Source organism: Streptomyces flavalbus, assembly GCF_042674625.1.
GTDB lineage: Bacteria > Actinomycetota > Actinomycetes > Streptomycetales > Streptomycetaceae > Streptomyces > Streptomyces flavalbus.
In genome coordinates, this window is record NZ_JBHTEB010000001.1 from 6627713 (window position 1) to 6642855 (window position 15143).

18 protein-coding genes are annotated in these 15143 nt (G+C 72.8%); 9 read left to right on the forward strand and 9 right to left on the reverse strand.

Translation table 11 applies throughout. From position 1 onward, the window contains the following. Positions 1-2: 2 nt before the first annotated feature. Genes ACFQZ6_RS29605 through ACFQZ6_RS29635 form a run of 7 tightly spaced genes read left to right on the forward strand, consistent with a single transcriptional unit; the run spans position 3 to position 3536 of the window. On the forward strand, positions 3-266 hold the full coding sequence (locus ACFQZ6_RS29605; RefSeq protein ID WP_381615041.1) for a gas vesicle protein GvpG: 264 nt from the start codon (positions 3-5) through the stop codon (positions 264-266). Beyond that, positions 263-925, forward strand: coding sequence for a DNA primase (locus ACFQZ6_RS29610; RefSeq protein WP_381615043.1), 663 nt, complete (start codon positions 263-265; stop codon positions 923-925). The genes ACFQZ6_RS29605 and ACFQZ6_RS29610 overlap by 4 nt, the downstream gene beginning before the upstream one ends. Further along, on the forward strand, positions 922-1956 hold the full coding sequence (locus tag ACFQZ6_RS29615; RefSeq protein ID WP_381615046.1) for an SRPBCC family protein: 1035 nt from the start codon (positions 922-924) through the stop codon (positions 1954-1956). The genes ACFQZ6_RS29610 and ACFQZ6_RS29615 overlap by 4 nt, the downstream gene beginning before the upstream one ends. After that, positions 1953-2282, forward strand: coding sequence for a gas vesicle protein (locus tag ACFQZ6_RS29620; RefSeq protein WP_381615049.1), 330 nt, complete (start codon positions 1953-1955; stop codon positions 2280-2282). The genes ACFQZ6_RS29615 and ACFQZ6_RS29620 overlap by 4 nt, the downstream gene beginning before the upstream one ends. Continuing rightward, on the forward strand, positions 2279-3067 hold the full coding sequence (locus tag ACFQZ6_RS29625; RefSeq protein WP_381615052.1) for a GvpL/GvpF family gas vesicle protein: 789 nt from the start codon (positions 2279-2281) through the stop codon (positions 3065-3067). Before ACFQZ6_RS29620 ends, ACFQZ6_RS29625 begins: the two co-directional genes overlap by 4 nt. Continuing rightward, positions 3064-3252: a gas vesicle protein gene (locus ACFQZ6_RS29630; RefSeq protein WP_381615055.1), complete on the forward strand. Its 189-nt coding sequence runs from the start codon at positions 3064-3066 to the stop codon at positions 3250-3252. Before ACFQZ6_RS29625 ends, ACFQZ6_RS29630 begins: the two co-directional genes overlap by 4 nt. Further along, positions 3249-3536, forward strand: coding sequence for a gas vesicle protein K (locus tag ACFQZ6_RS29635; protein ID WP_381615057.1), 288 nt, complete (start codon positions 3249-3251; stop codon positions 3534-3536). The genes ACFQZ6_RS29630 and ACFQZ6_RS29635 overlap by 4 nt, the downstream gene beginning before the upstream one ends. A 39-nt stretch (positions 3537-3575) precedes the next feature. Here the strand turns inward: ACFQZ6_RS29635 and ACFQZ6_RS29640 are convergent, their stop codons facing one another. From ACFQZ6_RS29640 to ACFQZ6_RS29650, 3 genes are all read right to left on the reverse strand, one after another. Further along, positions 3576-3746: a hydrophobic protein gene (locus ACFQZ6_RS29640; RefSeq protein ID WP_381615060.1), complete on the reverse strand. Its 171-nt coding sequence runs from the start codon at positions 3744-3746 to the stop codon at positions 3576-3578. A 44-nt stretch (positions 3747-3790) separates the two neighbouring features. Continuing rightward, on the reverse strand, positions 3791-4618 hold the full coding sequence (locus tag ACFQZ6_RS29645; protein WP_381615063.1) for a class I SAM-dependent methyltransferase: 828 nt from the start codon (positions 4616-4618) through the stop codon (positions 3791-3793). A gap of 107 nt (positions 4619-4725) precedes the next feature. Beyond that, positions 4726-6219: a bifunctional phosphatase PAP2/diacylglycerol kinase family protein gene (locus ACFQZ6_RS29650; RefSeq protein WP_381615066.1), complete on the reverse strand. Its 1494-nt coding sequence runs from the start codon at positions 6217-6219 to the stop codon at positions 4726-4728. A 93-nt stretch (positions 6220-6312) separates the two neighbouring features. Between ACFQZ6_RS29650 and ACFQZ6_RS29655 the strand changes: the two genes are divergently transcribed. Next, positions 6313-7932: an ABC-F family ATP-binding cassette domain-containing protein gene (locus ACFQZ6_RS29655; RefSeq protein WP_381615069.1), complete on the forward strand. Its 1620-nt coding sequence runs from the start codon at positions 6313-6315 to the stop codon at positions 7930-7932. 63 nt (positions 7933-7995) lie between these two features. On the opposite strand, the gene ACFQZ6_RS29660 is transcribed toward ACFQZ6_RS29655, so the two are convergent. Further along, a complete protein-coding gene (locus ACFQZ6_RS29660) occupies positions 7996-9111 on the reverse strand; it encodes a baeRF2 domain-containing protein (RefSeq protein WP_381615072.1) in 1116 nt (371 codons plus the stop codon). 57 nt (positions 9112-9168) lie between these two features. Between ACFQZ6_RS29660 and ACFQZ6_RS29665 the strand changes: the two genes are divergently transcribed. Next, positions 9169-9420, forward strand: coding sequence for a DUF6158 family protein (locus tag ACFQZ6_RS29665; protein ID WP_381615075.1), 252 nt, complete (start codon positions 9169-9171; stop codon positions 9418-9420). Between the two features lie 57 nt (positions 9421-9477). Here ACFQZ6_RS29665 and ACFQZ6_RS29670 read toward each other — a convergent pair whose 3' ends face one another. From ACFQZ6_RS29670 to ACFQZ6_RS29690, 5 genes are all read right to left on the reverse strand, one after another. Beyond that, positions 9478-11586, reverse strand: coding sequence for a catalase (locus tag ACFQZ6_RS29670; RefSeq protein ID WP_381615078.1), 2109 nt, complete (start codon positions 11584-11586; stop codon positions 9478-9480). Next, a complete protein-coding gene (locus tag ACFQZ6_RS29675; protein ID WP_381615081.1) occupies positions 11586-12128 on the reverse strand; it encodes a type 1 glutamine amidotransferase domain-containing protein in 543 nt (180 codons plus the stop codon). Before ACFQZ6_RS29675 ends, ACFQZ6_RS29670 begins: the two co-directional genes overlap by 1 nt. 50 nt (positions 12129-12178) lie before the next feature. Further along, the gene (locus ACFQZ6_RS29680) at positions 12179-12637 is read right to left on the reverse strand and encodes a CBS domain-containing protein (protein ID WP_381615084.1); all 459 of its coding nucleotides are present in this window, start codon (positions 12635-12637) and stop codon (positions 12179-12181) included. Continuing rightward, a complete protein-coding gene (locus tag ACFQZ6_RS29685; RefSeq protein WP_381615087.1) occupies positions 12634-13029 on the reverse strand; it encodes a DUF2795 domain-containing protein in 396 nt (131 codons plus the stop codon). Before ACFQZ6_RS29685 ends, ACFQZ6_RS29680 begins: the two co-directional genes overlap by 4 nt. Positions 13030-13313: 284 nt before the next feature. Then, on the reverse strand, positions 13314-15119 hold the full coding sequence (locus ACFQZ6_RS29690) for a thiamine pyrophosphate-requiring protein (RefSeq protein ID WP_381615090.1): 1806 nt from the start codon (positions 15117-15119) through the stop codon (positions 13314-13316). Positions 15120-15143: the final 24 nt, after the last annotated feature.

Consider the following 15143-nt stretch of genomic DNA (forward strand, 5'->3'; position numbering starts at 1 on the left):
CCATGGGACTGATCGGAGAGGTCCTGCTGCTGCCGTTCGCCCCGGTGCGCGGCAGCGCGTGGGTCATCGGACAGGTGCTCCGTGAGGCGGAGCGCCAGTACTACGACCCGGGAGTGATCCGAGCCGAGCTCGCCCGCCTCGAAGAGCAGTTGGAGGCGGGCGAGATCGACGAGGAGGAGTTCGACCGCAGGGAGGACGAACTGCTGGACCGACTGGAGACCGCCTCCCGCGGGGGCGGGCACACGAACGACGGGACGACACGATGAACCGAGTGGGACTTGGCCTCGCGGTAGGGGCCGGTTACGTCCTCGGACGGACCAAGAAGGCGAAGCTCGCCTTCGCCGTGGGCACGATGGTCGCGGGTAAGCGGATGCAGCTCAGCCCGCGGGCGCTCGCGAACGTGGTGGCCGGGCAGTTGCGGGACAACCCGCAGTTCAAGGAGATCGGCGACCAGCTCCGTGAGGACCTGCGCGGCGTCGGCTCCGCCGCGTCCGGCGCCATGGTCGAACGGCAGCTCGACGCCCTCGCGGACCGCCTCCACGACCGCACCAGCAAGGTCCGCGGCCAGCTCTCCGGGGCGATACCGGGGGCGGGCCGGGACGACGACTCCTCCGACGACGAGGCGTACGAGGACGACGAGGCGGAGGCGTACGAGGAGCCGGAACCCGACGAAGAGCCGGAGGCGGAGGCCGCGCCGCCGCCCGCCAAGAAGGCCGCGGCGAAGAAGACGGCGGCCAGGAAGACGGCGGAGGGCGCAGCCAAGAAGGCCCCCGCCAAGAAGACCGCCGCCGCGAAGAAGGCCCCGGCCAAGAAGACCGCCGCGAAGAAGGCGGCCCGCAAGACCGCCGCCCGCAAGGCCACCGCGATCGGGGGCGCGGCCCGCGGTACCAGGTCCCGGCTGCCGAAGGGAGGCGGTGAGCGATGAGCAAGGCGCCCCTGGGAGCGGACGCGCTCGGCGGAGTGGCCCGCAGCGAGGCCGCCGACCGGCTCAAGGCGGAGGCGCAGGAGTACCTCGCCGCCCAGGCCCAGCGCGTGCTGGTCGGCCTCGGCCGCAAGCTGGGCGAGACCACCGTCCGGCTGAACGACATCGCCGAGGGCAAGAGCCCCGGCTTCGCCCAGCTCGCCCTGGACGGCGGGCGCAAGCTCGCCGAGGGCAAGGGCCCGCTGCGCAGCGCGCTGGAGATCGGCGCCTCGCGGGCCAAGGACAGCGTGACCGGCGCGCTGAAGAACCTCACCGCGGGCAAGGGCGGCCGGAAGGGCGGTGCCGGGCACCGGCCCACCGTCATCATCGAGCAGGTCGACGTGGGCGTGCCGCTGCGCACCGCCTACGACCAGTGGACCCGGTACCAGGACTTCAGCACCTTCGCCAAGGGCGTCAAGAGCGCGGGCCGCGCCGACGACACCGACTCCGACTGGCAGCTCAAGGTCTTCTGGTCCAACCGGAGCTGGAAGGCGCACACCACCGAGCAGGTGCCGGACGACCGGATCGCCTGGACCTCGGAGGGCGCCAAGGGCACCACGAAGGGCGTCGTCTCCTTCCACCAGCTCGCGGACAACCTCACCCGGGTGCTGCTGGTGATCGAGTACTACCCCAAGGGCCTGTTCGAGAAGACCGGAAACCTCTGGCGCGCCCAGGGCCGCCGGGCCCGCCTGGACCTGAAGAACTTCGCCCGGTTCATCACCCTCAAGGGGGAGGCCGAGGAGGGCTGGCGCGGCGAGATCCGCGACGGCGAGGTCGTACTCGGCCACGAGGAGGCCCTGGAAGAGGCGGAACGGGAAGAGGCGGAGCCGGAGGACGCCGAGCCGGAGGACGCGTACGAGGAACCGGCGGAAGACGACGAGGAACCGGCGGACGCCTACGAGGAGCCGGAGGGCGAGGGCGAGGAACCGGCGGACGAGGACGTCGAAGAGGACGCCGAGTACGAGTACGCCGACGAGCGCGGGAGCCGCGCATGACGACCCCCAGCAGACTGCCCGAGACCTACGGCCGTGACGGCGGCGCCAACCTCGCCGACATCCTGGAACGGGTGTTGGACAAGGGCGTCGTCATCGCGGGCGACATCCGGATCAACCTCCTCGACATCGAGCTGCTCACCATCAAGCTCCGGCTCATCGTGGCCTCGGTGGACAAGGCCAAGGAGATGGGCATCGACTGGTGGGAGGACGACCCGGCGCTGTCCACCCGGGCCCGCCGCGACGAGCTGTCCCGGGAGAACGCCGAACTGCGGGCCCGGCTGGCGGAACTGGAACCCGGCCGCGCCCGCGAGGAGGAGGCATCGTGACCGGACTGCGGTACGTGTACGCCGTCTGCCGCCCCTTCGGCACCCCGCTCCAGTCCCAGCTCGCGGGCGTGGCCGGGGACCCGCCCCGGCTGCTGTCGCACCACGGTCTGGTGGCCGTGGTCAGCCACGTACCCGAGGCCGACTTCGCGGAGGAGCCGCTGCGGTCGCACCTGGAGGACCTGGACTGGCTCACCGGGGTGGCGCGGGCCCACCAGGGCGTGATCGACGCCCTCACCACCGTGACCACCCCGCTGCCGCTGCGGCTCGCCACCGTCTTCCGGGACGACAGCGGCGTCCGCACGATGATCGAGGCGCGCGAGGCGGACTTCCGGCACACGCTGGACCGGCTGGAGGGGCGCGTGGAGTGGGGCGTGAAGGTGTACCTCCCGGCCGAGGAGGAGGCCCGGCCCGTCCCGGAGTCCCGCCGGGCGCCCTCGGCCGCCTCCGGCCGTGACTACCTGCGCCAGCGCAGCAGGCAGGCCCGCAGCCGCGAGGACGCCTGGCAGCGGGCCGAGACCTTCGCGACCCGGCTGCACCGCACGCTCGCCGCGCACGCCGAGGACGCCCGGCTGCACGCGCCGCAGAGCCCGGCGCTGTCCGGCGCGTCCGGACGCAACGTGCTCAACGCCGCCTATCTGGTGCCGCGCGCCGATTCCGAGGAATTCGTGGAAATCGTGGACCGCACGAAAGACGAGACGGTGGACGGCGCCTCGGGAATCCGGGTGGAACTCACCGGGCCGTGGGCGGCCTATTCCTTCGTGGAATTCGAGGAGGGCCGGGCGTGACCGTCGTGGAACGCCGGGAGGTCGCGCTCGTCGACCTCCTCGACCGGCTGCTGGCGGGGGGCGTCGTCATCACCGGCGACGTCACCCTGCGCATCGCCGACGTCGATCTCGTCCGGATCGACCTGAACGCCCTGATCAGCTCGGTGAACGCACGCGTTCCCGCACCCTGGGAGGAGGGGGCATGACCGCCGCCCGCCGAGGCCGTCTCGACCTGGAGCCGGACACCGTGGAGCGCGACCTGGTGAAACTCGTCCTGACCGTGGTGGAGCTGCTGCGCCAGCTCATGGAGCGGCAGGCGCTGCGCCGCTTCGACGAGGGGGACCTCAGCGAGGAGCAGGAGGAGCGGATCGGGCTCACCCTGATGCTGCTGGACGACCGGATGACGGAGCTGCGGGAGCGGTACGGACTGCGGCCCGAGGACCTGAATCTGGACCTCGGGCCGCTTGGACCTCTGCTCCCTCGCGAGTGAGGGGTTCCCCCGGGGCTGAGGGTCAGCCCCGGGGGTCGTTCACCACCTGTACCAGCGGCTGCGGCCTCCCGCCGCGCTGGTGCTCCGGAAGAGGAACCCCAGCAGCCATATGACGAGTACCGCCAGCGCTATCCACCAGAGCGCCTTCAACGCGAATCCGGCGCCGAACAGAATGAGCGCCAGAAGCAGCACGATCAGGATGGGTACCATATTGTGTCAACCTCCTGTCGTACGGGTTTCCTGAATTTCGCTTCTCAGGCGTCTTTCCTGCACAGAATTTCCCCGTGCAGGACGCTGAACCAGCCGTCCTCCCGCGCGCCCCACTCCCGCCACGCCCGGGACACCTCCCGCAGCTCCCCGGCGGTCGCGTGGCCGCCCCCGGTGGCCCGGTCGGCGTACGCCGAGGCCAGGGTGCGGTCCGCCCACAGGCCGCTCCACCAGGCGCGCTCCTCGGCGGTGGCGAAGGTCCAGGTGGCGGAGGTGGCGATGACGTCGGCGGCGTCGAAGCCCGCCCGCAGCGCCCAGGACCGCAGCCGCCGCCCGGCGTCCGGCTCGCCGCCGTTGGCCCGGGACACCCGCTCGTACAGGTCCAGCCAGGCGTCCAGGTCCGGCGACGCGGGGTACCAGGTCATCGCCGCGTAGTCGGCGTCCCGGACGGCGACGAACCCGCCGGGCTTGGTGACCCGCCGCATCTCGCTCAGCGCGCGCACCGGGTCACCGACGTGCTGGAGCACCTGGTGGGCGTGGACCACGCAGAACGTGTCGTCGGGGAAGTCCAGCGCGTGCACGTCCGCGACCGCGAAGTCCACGTTGGCCAGCCCGCGTGCGGTGGCGGTGGCGCGGGCCCGTTCCAGGATGCCCGGCGCGTGGTCCACGCCGGTGACGTGGCCGTCGGGGACCAGTTCCGCCAGGTCGGCGGTGATCGTGCCGGGTCCGCAGCCGATGTCCAGGACCTTCATGTGGGGCTTCAGCGAAGGGAGCAGGTAGGCCGCGGAGTTGGCGGCGGTCCGCCAGGTGTGCGAACGCAGGACGGACTCGTGGTGCCCGTGCGTGTAGACGGCGGTCTCCCGGGGTTCCGGCATGGCTGTGCCCTTCTCGTCGGACGGCGGAGCTGAACGAGGTAGGGACACCGTACGCCCGCCGCCCGAATGATGAGACCCTGTGTTTCGCTATGTGGACTGACGCTACGTCAGTCGCCGGGCAGCGGACGGTACACCGTCAGCGCCTCCGGCAGCTTCTCCAGCATTACCTCGCCCGCCACCTCCGTGACCTCGCCGTCATGGGCGAGCAGCGTGCCCGGCGCCACGTCCGCCAGCCGCAGCCGGGGCACCTGCACGGCGGCGTGCGCGGGGGAGCGGGTGAGCGGTCCGGCGAGGGCGGCGGCCAGCAGCCGCGGCGCGGGCCGACGCCCGCCGTGCACCACCCGCACGTCCAACTGCCCGTCGGCCAGGTCCAGACGGCGGCCCGGGATCAGCCCCATCCGGTGGTAGGTGCCGTTCCCCGCGAACAGCAGCCACAGCGGCCGGGCCCCACCGCCGAGCCGCACCTCCAGCGGATGCCGGTCGGCGCGCAGCACCCGCAGCACCGCCAGCACCCCCGCGGGCCAGTTGCCGATCCGCGCCGAGAAGCGGTCCCGCTCCCGCACCAGCTCCGGGTAGACGCCGAGGCTGCACGTGTTCAGGAACACCCCGTGCCGCTCGCCACAACTGAACCGGCCCACGTCCACCCGGACCGCCTCCCCGCGCCGCACCGCCCGGCTGAACGCACCGGCGTCCTCCACGCCCAGGTCCTGCGCGAAGTGGTTGAGGGTGCCGCCGGGCAGCACGGCCAGCGGCAGCGCGTGCCGCAGCGCGGTCCGGGCCGCCGCGTTCACCGTGCCGTCGCCGCCGCACACCCCGAGCACCCGCGCGTGGCTGGCGGCCTTCTCCAACTCGGCGGGCACGTCCCGCGGATCGCACTCGACGACCTCGGCGCCGGGCAGCGCGGCCCGCAGCGCCCGCACCCGGTCCGCGGTGCCCGCCGCGGTGTTCGCCACCACGACCAGGCCCTCCCCGTCGGGCAGCGCCGGGACCTCGGCGCGCGGCCGGGCGGGCGGCACGAGCTGCGCCCGCGTCGGCGCCATCCCCCGTACCGCGAACGCCGCGCCCACCCCGAGCGCGGCGCCCGCCAGCACGTCGCTCGGGAAGTGCGCCCCGGTGTAGATCCGGGACATCGCCACCGAGAACGCCACCGGCGCCACCGCCGTGCCCCACGCCGGGGACTCCATGGCCACGCCCGCCGCGAACGCCGCCGCGGAGGCCGAGTGCCCGGACGGGAAGGACGTCGTGATCGGCTGCCGCTTCAGGTGCCGTACCGCGGGGACCGGGTCGAGGACCGGGCGGGGGCGGCGCACCGAGCGCTTGCCGAGGGTGTTGATGGTGGCCGACGCCAGCGCGAGCGAGGCCAGTCCGCGGGCGGCGGCGCGACGGCCGCGCGGGGTGCGGCTCGCGGCCATGGCGGCGGCCGTCGCGAACCACAGCACCCCGTGGTTGGCGCCGTGGCTCAGCCGCGGCAGCACCCGCTGCGCGTACGGCCAGTGCCGGGCCGCGGCGAACTCGAACAACCGGCTGTCCAGGGCGAGCAGCCGCGCCCGCACGGAACGGCGGCCGGGCTGGGGAACGGTGAGATCGACATCGGGACTCATACGGGTGCGGGTACCCGCTGGGCCCCCCTTCCTCGCGGCGCCCCGGCGATAACGGTTTGCCCCAGCGCGGCGGGCGCCCGGACAATCGCGCCCATGGGACACCTGGAAGCCGCGCACCTCGAGTACCACCTCCCCGACGGGAGGACCCTCCTCGGGGACGTGTCGTTCCGGGTGGGCGAGGGCGCCGTCGTCGCCCTCGTCGGCCCCAACGGCGCGGGCAAGACCACCCTCCTGCGGCTGATCTCCGGCGAGCTGAAGCCGCACGGCGGCACCGTCACCGTCAGCGGCGGCCTCGGTGTGATGCGGCAGTTCGTGGGCTCCGTACGGGACGAGACGACCGTACGCGACCTGCTGGTGTCGGTCGCGCCGCCCCGGATCAGTCAGGCCGCGCGGGCCGTCGACGCCGCCGAGCACCTGATCATGACCGTCGACGACGAGGCCGCCCAGCTCAGGTACGCGCAGGCCCTCGCCGACTGGGCAGAGGCGCGCGGGTACGAGGCGGAGACGCTGTGGGACATGTGCACCATGGCCGCGCTCGGCGTGCCGTACGACAAGGCGCAGTGGCGGCAGGTGCGCACCCTCTCCGGCGGCGAGCAGAAGCGCCTCGTCCTGGAGGCGCTTCTGCGCGGCACCGACGAGGTGCTGCTGCTCGACGAGCCGGACAACTACCTCGACGTGCCCGGCAAGCGCTGGCTCGAGGAGCGGCTGGAGGAGACCCGCAAGACGGTCCTGTTCGTCTCCCACGACCGGGAACTCCTCGCCCGCGCCGCCGAGAAGATCGTCTCCGTGGAGCCGGGACCCGCCGGGGCGGACGCCTGGGTGCACGGCGGCGGCTTCACCACCTACCACCAGGCCCGCCGCGAGCGCTTCGCCCGCTTCGAGGAACTGCGTCGCCGCTGGGACGAGAAGCACGCCCAGCTCAAGAAGCTCGTGCTCAACCTGCGGCAGGCCGCCGCCAACAGCCCCGACATGGCCTCCCGCTACGCCGCCGCCCAGACCAGGCTGCGCAAGTTCGAGGAGGCCGGGCCGCCCCCCGAGCCGCCGCGCGAGCAGGACATCCGGATGCGGCTGAAGGGCGGCCGTACCGGCGTGCGCGCCCTGACCTGCGCCGGGCTGGAGCTGACCGGCCTGATGAAACCGTTCGACCTGGAGGTCTTCTACGGCGAACGGGTCGCCGTCCTCGGCTCCAACGGCTCCGGCAAGTCCCACTTCCTGCGACTGCTCGCCGGGGAGGACGTGGCGCACACCGGGCAGTGGAAGCTCGGCGCGCGCGTCGTGCCCGGCCACTTCGCGCAGACCCACGCCCACCCGGAACTCACCGGCCGCACCCTGCTCGACGTGCTGTGGCTCGAACACGCCCAGGACCGGGGCGCGGCGATGTCCAGGCTGCGCCGCTACGAGCTGACCCAGCAGGCCGAGCAGAGCTTCGACCGGCTCTCCGGCGGCCAGCAGGCCCGCTTCCAGATCCTGCTCCTGGAACTCGCGGGCGCCACGGCCCTGCTCCTCGACGAGCCCACCGACAACCTCGACCTGGAGTCCGCCGAGGCCCTCCAGGAGGGCCTGGAAGCCTTCGACGGCACCGTCCTCGCGGTCACCCACGACCGCTGGTTCGCCCGCTCCTTCGACCGCTACCTGGTCTTCGGCGCCGACGGGCGGGTCCGCGAGACGGACGGCCCGGTCTGGGACGAGCGGCGGGTGGAACGCGTGCGGTAGCGCTACGGCCTCCCGCGGGGTGCGACGTTCTCTGTGGGTGCGACGTTCTCTGTGGGTGCGGCGTCACCGCCAGCGCAGCAGCGCCCCGAGGCCGCCCGAGGGGACCTCCGCCTCGTGGGCGGACCGCGACGGGGCCAGCGACAGCGCCGGGGCGCCCGTCGCCACCGCCGAGCGGATGAGCGCGTCGTCCGCGCGGGCCGACCAGGAGTCCTGCTCGCCGAGCACCTTCAGCTCGGTGCGGCGCATCGCCAACTGGTCGGGGTCCTCACCGATCCACACCTCGCGGTGCGTGTCGGGGCCCTCCGGCAGCACCAGCAGCTCGTCCAGACGGTGCTCGCGCGCCGCCTCCACCAGCGCGGGCACGCCCTCCACCGCCGCCGGGTGTCCCTCGGCGTCCGGGGCGCGGGCGGCGAGGAACCGCTCCACCTCCGCCTCGGCCTGCCGCCGTACGTGCTCGGCGCGGATCTCCTCCACCTCGGCGTCCAGCAGCCTGCTGCCGGGCCCGCGCCCGGCCTCCACCGCCCGGTCGTGCAGCCGCCGCGGCAGCCGCTCGTGCACGGAGCGCCGCTCGCGGTCGTCCCCGACCAGCACCAGCAGGTCGGCCCGGGTCTCCTCCTGGCAGACGGCCAGCGCGTCCGCGATCTCGGCCGCGTTGTGCTCCCAGGTGTTCTCCACCCGTAGCTGGAAGTGGCGCTCGGACCAGTCGACGGTGCTGGTGCGGTGCACCGGCCACTGCCGCCCGGCGACCGTGCCCGCGTCCTCCCTGGCCAGCGCGGAGCGCAGCTCGAAGTCGGCGCCCTTGCGGTCGATGTACGCCACCACGCACACCGGGTCCTCCCCGGCCAGGTCCAGCAGCGGCGCGACCCGCGGCAGCGGCGCCCAGACGGCCCAGTCGCGCTGCGGCGGACGGGCCAGCGACGGGTCGAGGACGACTTCACCCGCGTGGGCGAACAGGGCCCGCCCGTGCGGTTCGGGGGAGTGCCGCAACTCCTCGGCGGCGTCCCGTACGGCCCGGCAGGTCGCCGCGTCGGCGCCCTGGTCCGCGAGGTCCTGAGCCATGGCCTCGGCCGTCAGGTGCCGCTCGTGCGGGGTGTCCTCCGTATGCCGGGAGGTGTCGAGGTACACGGAGGCCCAGGGGCCGGAATGTTCGTAGAGTGGGTGCAGGAAAGCGAGATCCATGGCTCCCTCCCGGATGCCGCTCGGGGGTAGTGCGTGCCGGGCGGGTACCCGAACGGCATGAACGAACACGACGAGCGGGGCACCACGATGACCGGAGTCGACCCGGGGCAACTGGACGACCAGCAGCTCATGCGGGAGCTGGAGACCATCCACCGCACCCGCCACGACACACTCCTGTACGGCTCGAACGACGCGCTGCGCACCCACAACGAGCGCATGGCCCAACTGGAGGGCGAGTACCTGCGCCGCAACCCGACCCGCTTCGTGGCGTCGGGCCGCACCCGGGACGGCGCCCGCGACCGCGAGTAGCCGACCAACGGCAAGCCCCACGCCCTCAGGGGCGCGGGGCCGTATCGAGTACCGGGTTCACCCCCGTACCGCTGGCCGCCCCCAGTGCCGGTGCGCCGCCACCGCCCCCACGAACGCCCGCAGGAACTCCCCACTGGCCGCCCCCGGCGACGTGTCCGTCACCACCCCCTGGTCCGCGACCACCCGCTGGAACTCGGTGGACACCCCGAGCCCCTCCGGCTCCAACGCCGACAGCACCCCGACCCCGGACCCCAGCGCCCCGATCGGCTTACCGTGCCGGTACGCGTCCCGCACGAACCGCATCACGTCCGGGTCGGACACCGCGGGCGGCGTCCCCGTCGGCCCGCCGGGCAGCAGCACCGCGTCGTACAGCACGGACGCCACCGTCGGCAGCGCCCGGTCCACCGGGCACCGGTCCTCGCCGTCCGCGCCCGCGACACTGCCGTCCACCGCGGCGAGCACCTCCACGACCGCGCCCTCGGCGGTCAGCGCGTCCCGCAGCGACGACACCTGCGCGGTGTCCACGCCGTCCGCGGCGAGGACCGCGATCTGCCGGGTGCGGATGGAGCCGTCACCGCGCAGCGACTCAAGGCTGAGCGCGGGGGAGGACAGCTTGGACGCGCTCTGCCCGTCACCGGACGGTGCCGCCACGCCGATGCCCTCCGCCACCGCCGACGCCAGCTCCGGGTCGACCTTGCCGAGGTTCTCGACCATGCGCTCCCGCACCTCCACCGTGCCGACCTTGCCCAGCTCGAACCGGAACGCCGCCACGATGTGCCGCTTCTCCCAGTCGGCCATGCTGTTCCAGAACAGCGCGGCCTGACTGTAGTGGTCCTGGAAGCTCGGGCTGCGCCTGCGGATCTTCGCCCCGTCGACGCGTTCGGCGTAGTGCGTGAACGCCTTCCCGTCGACGCCCGCGTGGGCGGGGCAGCCGCCGCCGAGGGAGTTCGGGAAGTAGTTCGTGCCCCGGTGGATCCGGCTCTGGCCGTACCCGTCGCGCTGGTTGGTGCGCACCGGGGTCACCGGCCGGTTCACCGGGAGCTGGGCGAAGTTGGGGCCGCCCAGCCGGATGAGCTGGGTGTCCAGGTAGGAGAAGTTGCGGGCCTGGAGCAGCGGGTCGTTGGTGAAGTCGATGCCGGGCACCACGTTGGCGGTGTGGAAGGCGACCTGCTCGGTCTCGGCGAAGAAGTTCTCCGGGTTGCGGTCGAGCACCATCCGGCCGACCGGCCGTACCGGCACCTGCTCCTCGGGGATGATCTTCGTGGCGTCGAGGAGGTCGAAGTCGAAGGCGAACTCGTCGTCCTCGGGGACGAGCTGGACGCCCAGCTCCCACTCCGGGTAGTCGCCCCGCTCGATCGCGTCCCACAGGTCACGCCGGTTGAAGTCCGGGTCGCGGCCCTGGCACTCCTGCGCCTCGTCCCACACCAGGGAGTGCGCGCCCAGCTTCGGCTTCCAGTGGAACTTCACGAACGTGCCGCGCCCCTCGGCGTTGACGAACCGGAAGGTGTGCACGCCGAAGCCCTGCATCATGCGGTAGCTGCGCGGGATCGCGCGGTCCGACATCAGCCACATCATCATGTGCGTCGTCTCCGGCTGGAGGGAGACGAAGTCCCACAGGGTGTCGTGCGCGGAGGCGCCGGTGGGGATGTCGTTGTGCGGCTCGGGCTTCACCGCGTGCACGAAGTCGGGGAACTTGATGCCGTCCTGGATGAAGAAGACCGGCATGTTGTTGCCGACCAGGTCGTAGTTCCCCTCCGAGGTGTAGAACTTGGTGGCGAAGCCGCGCACGTCCCGCACGGTGTCCGCGGAGCCCTTCGGCCCCTGCACCGTGGAGAACCGCACGAACACCGGTGTCCGCACCGACGGGTCCTGGAGGAAGGCCGCGCGGGTGTACTCCGCGAGCGACTCGTACGGTTCGAAGTAGCCGTAGGCGCCCGCCCCGCGCGCGTGCACCACCCGCTCCGGTATCCGCTCGTGGTCGAAGTGGGTGAGCTTCTCCCGGAAGTGGAAGTCCTCCATCAGCGTCGGACCGCGCTCGCCCGCGGCGAGCGAGTCGTCGGTGTGGTCGACCTCGACGCCCTGGTCGGTGGTGAGCGGACCCTCGCAGGGGTCGTCCGCGCGGAAGGTCTCCCGCTGGTCCTGCTTGCGGTCACCCGTGGCACCCATCAGGCGGCCTCCTTCGCGAACACGTCGAGGAACGTCTCGCAGAACGCCGCCAGATCGTCCGGCTTACGGCTGCTGACCAACTGGTTGGGCCCGTTGCCGCACACCTTCACCTGCTCGTCGACCCAGGTGGCGCCCGCGTTGCGCAGGTCCGTTTGGAGGCTCGGCCAGGAGGTCAGCGTGCGGTCGCGGACGACGTCCGCCTCGATCAGCGTCCACGGGGCGTGGCAGATCGCCGCCACCGGGCGGCCCTGGGTGAAGAAGTCCCGGACGAAGGAGACGGCCTTGTCGTCCAGCCGCAGGAAGTCCGGGTTGGCCACGCCGCCCGGCAGCACCAGGGCGCCGAAGGAGTCGGCGGAGGCGTCACCGACCACCTCGTCGACGGGGAACGTGTCCGCCTTGTCGAGGTGGTCGAACGCCTGGATCTCCCCGGGCTTCGTCGACACCAGCACCGGTTCGTGGCCCGCGTCGGAGGCCGCCTTCCAGGGCTCGGTCAGTTCGACCTGTTCCACGCCCTCGGGCGCGGCGAGAAACGCGATACGCACGGTGGTTCACCGTCCTTTCCTGTACTGCTTCCTGCGTGGCCACGCACACCTCATGCGCCGCCCCGGGCGCCCGGCCCCAGCGGCCCGGTCTCGTCCGGGGCGGCCCGGCTAATGTCGGCCAGCACGCTCTCCGGGTCCTGCGCCTCCGCCAGGTCGCCGAGGCTCACCATGCCCACCGGCAGGCCGTCCTCCACGACCGGCAGCCGCCGTACGGCCTTCTCGCGCATCAGCGCCACCGCCGTGGACACCGGGTCCTCGGGGCCGACCTGGTAGGGGTCCGGCGTGCACACCGAGCGCACGCTCACCGTCAGCGGGTCGGCGCCCTCGGCCACCGCCCGCACGGTGATGTCACGGTCGGTGAGCATCCCGACGACGTGCTGGCCGTCCGCGACCACCACGTCCCCGATGTCCTGCGCGCGCATCAACTGCGCCGCCTCCACCACCGAGGCGTCCGGGCGTACGGCGACCACGCCCGGCGTCATCACCTCGCGCACGTAGTCCGCCGTCACCGCGGCTCCTCCCGTGGGTTGTGCGCCGACCGTTCCGGGCCCATCAGGGCCTCGGCCAGCTCCTGCACGTTGCCGTAGCGGGCCTTGCGCGGCAGCCGCTCCAGCGGCTCGACCAGGGCGTCCGGGGCGTGGCTGCGGCGCAGGACGCCCATCAGCTCGACCGGGCCCGCCGGGAACGAGGTGCGGCCCAGGACCCGGGCCAGCTCCAGCCGGGTCTCCTCCATCGAGCCCATCGCCGGTCCGCCCGCGAGGCGCGGGTCGTCGTCGGCGCCGGGCTCGGGGTCGTGCCACTCCTCCGTGCGGGTGGGGTGCCCCGACCTGAGCAGACCCTGGAGCTCGTGCTTCATCTCGTCGTCCCGGTGGACGCTCAGCCGGTCACTGCCTCGCTGCATGTCTCCTCCAGACCTTCGGGAGTGCGCACCGCGTACCCGTCGACGGGAGGCCGACACGGGTTTTCGGCCTCCGGAGGGGTTTCTCCGGACGCGGCCAGGAGACCCGGACCGCACCCCTCGCCGCCCCCCACACGGCCATCCGGGGAGGACGGACACCATGGCGGTACTCGCCGTGCTCATCCCGCTCCTGCTGCTCGGCGTCATGCTGGCGCTGGGCCGCTACGAGGAGCTGTTGCTGCCGGGCCAGCAGACGACGCCGGAGGAACGGGGCGCCCCCAGGGCGCCTATCGCTCCTCCCGCCTCTTCTCCCGGCCCGGCAGGAACTCCTGCACCTTCGCCTTGAGACCCTGCCTGATCACGGAGCCGCGGTCGGCGTCGCCCTTCAGGATCGACGCGGCCGTGGCCTCCATCTGGTCCCAGGTCGCGTGCGGCGGCACCGGCGGCACGGCGGGGTCGGTGAGGAACTCGACCACCGCGGGCCCGTCCGCCTCCAGACCGGCGCGCCAGCCCGCCTCGACGTCCTCCGGCTTCTCCACCCGGATGCCGGTCAGCCCCAGCGACCGGGCGAACGCCGCGTACCGCACGTCCGGGAGTTCCTGCGAGGGCAGGAACGACGGCGCGCCGCCCATGGCCCGCAGCTCCCACGTCACCTGGTTCAGGTCGTGGTTGTTCCACACCCCGATCACCAGTCGCCGGTCCGTCCAGCGGTCCTGGTACTTCGCCGCCGTGATCAGCTCCGCCAGCCCGTTCATCTGCATCGCCCCATCGCCGACCAGCGCGAACACCGGCCGGTCCGGATGGGCGAACTTCGCCCCGATCGCGTACGGCACCCCGCAGCCCATCGTCGCCAGCGTCCCGGAGAGCGAGGCGCGCATCCCCGGCCGCATCGTCAGGTGCCGGGCGAACCAGTTCGCCGTGGAGCCGGAGTCGGAGGTGACGATCGCGTCGTCCGGCAGCAGCGGGTCAAGGGCCCGCGCCACCCACTCCGGGTTGATCGGGTCGGCCGACAGCTCCGCCCGCCGCCGCATCACGTCCCGCCAGCGCGCCACGTTCGCGCAGATCGTGTCGTACCACTCGCGCCCGCGGTCGGTGTCCAGGAGCGGCAGCAGCCGCTGCAACGTCTCCTTGGCGTCCCCGACCAGGTTCACCTCGTAGGGGTACCGCATCCCGATCATGTGCGGGTCGATGTCGATCTGCACCCCGCGCGCCTTGCCGAACTCCGGCATGAACTGGGAGTACGGGAACGACGAACCGATGGTCAGCAGCGTGTCGCAGTCCCGCATCAGCTCGTACGACGGACGGGTGCCGAGCAGCCCGATCGCGCCGGTGACGTACGGCAGTTCGTCGCTGAGGGCGTCCTTGCCGAGCAGCGCCTTCGCCACCCCGGCGCCCAGCAGCTCCGCCAGCCGCTCCACCTCCGGCCGCGCGCCCGCCGCGCCCTGGCCGACGAGGATGGCCACCTTGTCCCCGGCGTTCAGGACGTCCGCCGCGCGCCGCAGGGCGTCGTCGGAGGGGACCGTCGTGTAGGAGCTGGTGTCCAGGCTGGAGGGCACCATCTTGAACGCGTGGGTCGGCGGTGAGTAGTCCAGCTCCTGCACGTCACCGGGGATGATCACCGCGGTGGGGCAGCGCCGCCCGTACGCGGTGCGGATCGCCCGGTCCAGGACGTTCGGGAGCTGCTCGGGCACCGTCACCGTCTCCACGAACTCCGAGGCGACGTCCTTGAACAGCGTGTGCAGGTCCACCTCCTGCTGGTACGAGCCGCCCATCGCGGTGCGGTGCGTCTGGCCGACGATCGCCACCACCGGCACGTGGTCCAGCTTGGCGTCGTACAGGCCGTTGAGGAGATGGATCGCGCCCGGCCCCGACGTCGCCGCGCACACCCCGACCCGGCCGCTGAACTTGGCGTACCCGACCGCCTGGAACGCGGACATCTCCTCGTGCCGGGACTGGATGAAGCGCGGCTGGTCGTCGGCGCGGCCCCAGGCCGCGAGCAGGCCGTTGATGCCGTCGCCCGGATAGCCGAAGACCTGCTCCACACCCCACTCGCGCAGCCGTCGCAGAACGTGGTCGGAGACCTTGGTGCTCATGGAGGAACCTCCAGGGGAAGGGCC

Bases quoted from the DNA above. Each gene is read 5' to 3' on its own strand.
- ACFQZ6_RS29620 (WP_381615049.1), top strand. From the start codon at position 1,953: ATGACGACCCCCAGCAGACTGCCCGAGACCTACGGCCGTGACGGCGGC.
- ACFQZ6_RS29650 (WP_381615066.1), bottom strand. From the start codon at position 6,219: ATGAGTCCCGATGTCGATCTCACCGTTCCCCAGCCCGGCCGCCGTTCC.
- ACFQZ6_RS29670 (WP_381615078.1), bottom strand. From the start codon at position 11,586: ATGGGTGCCACGGGTGACCGCAAGCAGGACCAGCGGGAGACCTTCCGC.
- ACFQZ6_RS29610 (WP_381615043.1), top strand. From the start codon at position 263: ATGAACCGAGTGGGACTTGGCCTCGCGGTAGGGGCCGGTTACGTCCTC.
- ACFQZ6_RS29605 (WP_381615041.1), top strand. From the start codon at position 3: ATGGGACTGATCGGAGAGGTCCTGCTGCTGCCGTTCGCCCCGGTGCGC.
- ACFQZ6_RS29655 (WP_381615069.1), top strand. From the start codon at position 6,313: ATGGGACACCTGGAAGCCGCGCACCTCGAGTACCACCTCCCCGACGGG.
- ACFQZ6_RS29685 (WP_381615087.1), bottom strand. From the start codon at position 13,029: ATGCAGCGAGGCAGTGACCGGCTGAGCGTCCACCGGGACGACGAGATG.
- ACFQZ6_RS29615 (WP_381615046.1), top strand. From the start codon at position 922: ATGAGCAAGGCGCCCCTGGGAGCGGACGCGCTCGGCGGAGTGGCCCGC.
- ACFQZ6_RS29635 (WP_381615057.1), top strand. From the start codon at position 3,249: ATGACCGCCGCCCGCCGAGGCCGTCTCGACCTGGAGCCGGACACCGTG.
- ACFQZ6_RS29660 (WP_381615072.1), bottom strand. From the start codon at position 9,111: ATGGATCTCGCTTTCCTGCACCCACTCTACGAACATTCCGGCCCCTGG.
- ACFQZ6_RS29640 (WP_381615060.1), bottom strand. From the start codon at position 3,746: ATGGTACCCATCCTGATCGTGCTGCTTCTGGCGCTCATTCTGTTCGGC.
- ACFQZ6_RS29665 (WP_381615075.1), top strand. From the start codon at position 9,169: ATGAACGAACACGACGAGCGGGGCACCACGATGACCGGAGTCGACCCG.
- ACFQZ6_RS29645 (WP_381615063.1), bottom strand. From the start codon at position 4,618: ATGCCGGAACCCCGGGAGACCGCCGTCTACACGCACGGGCACCACGAG.
- ACFQZ6_RS29690 (WP_381615090.1), bottom strand. From the start codon at position 15,119: ATGAGCACCAAGGTCTCCGACCACGTTCTGCGACGGCTGCGCGAGTGG.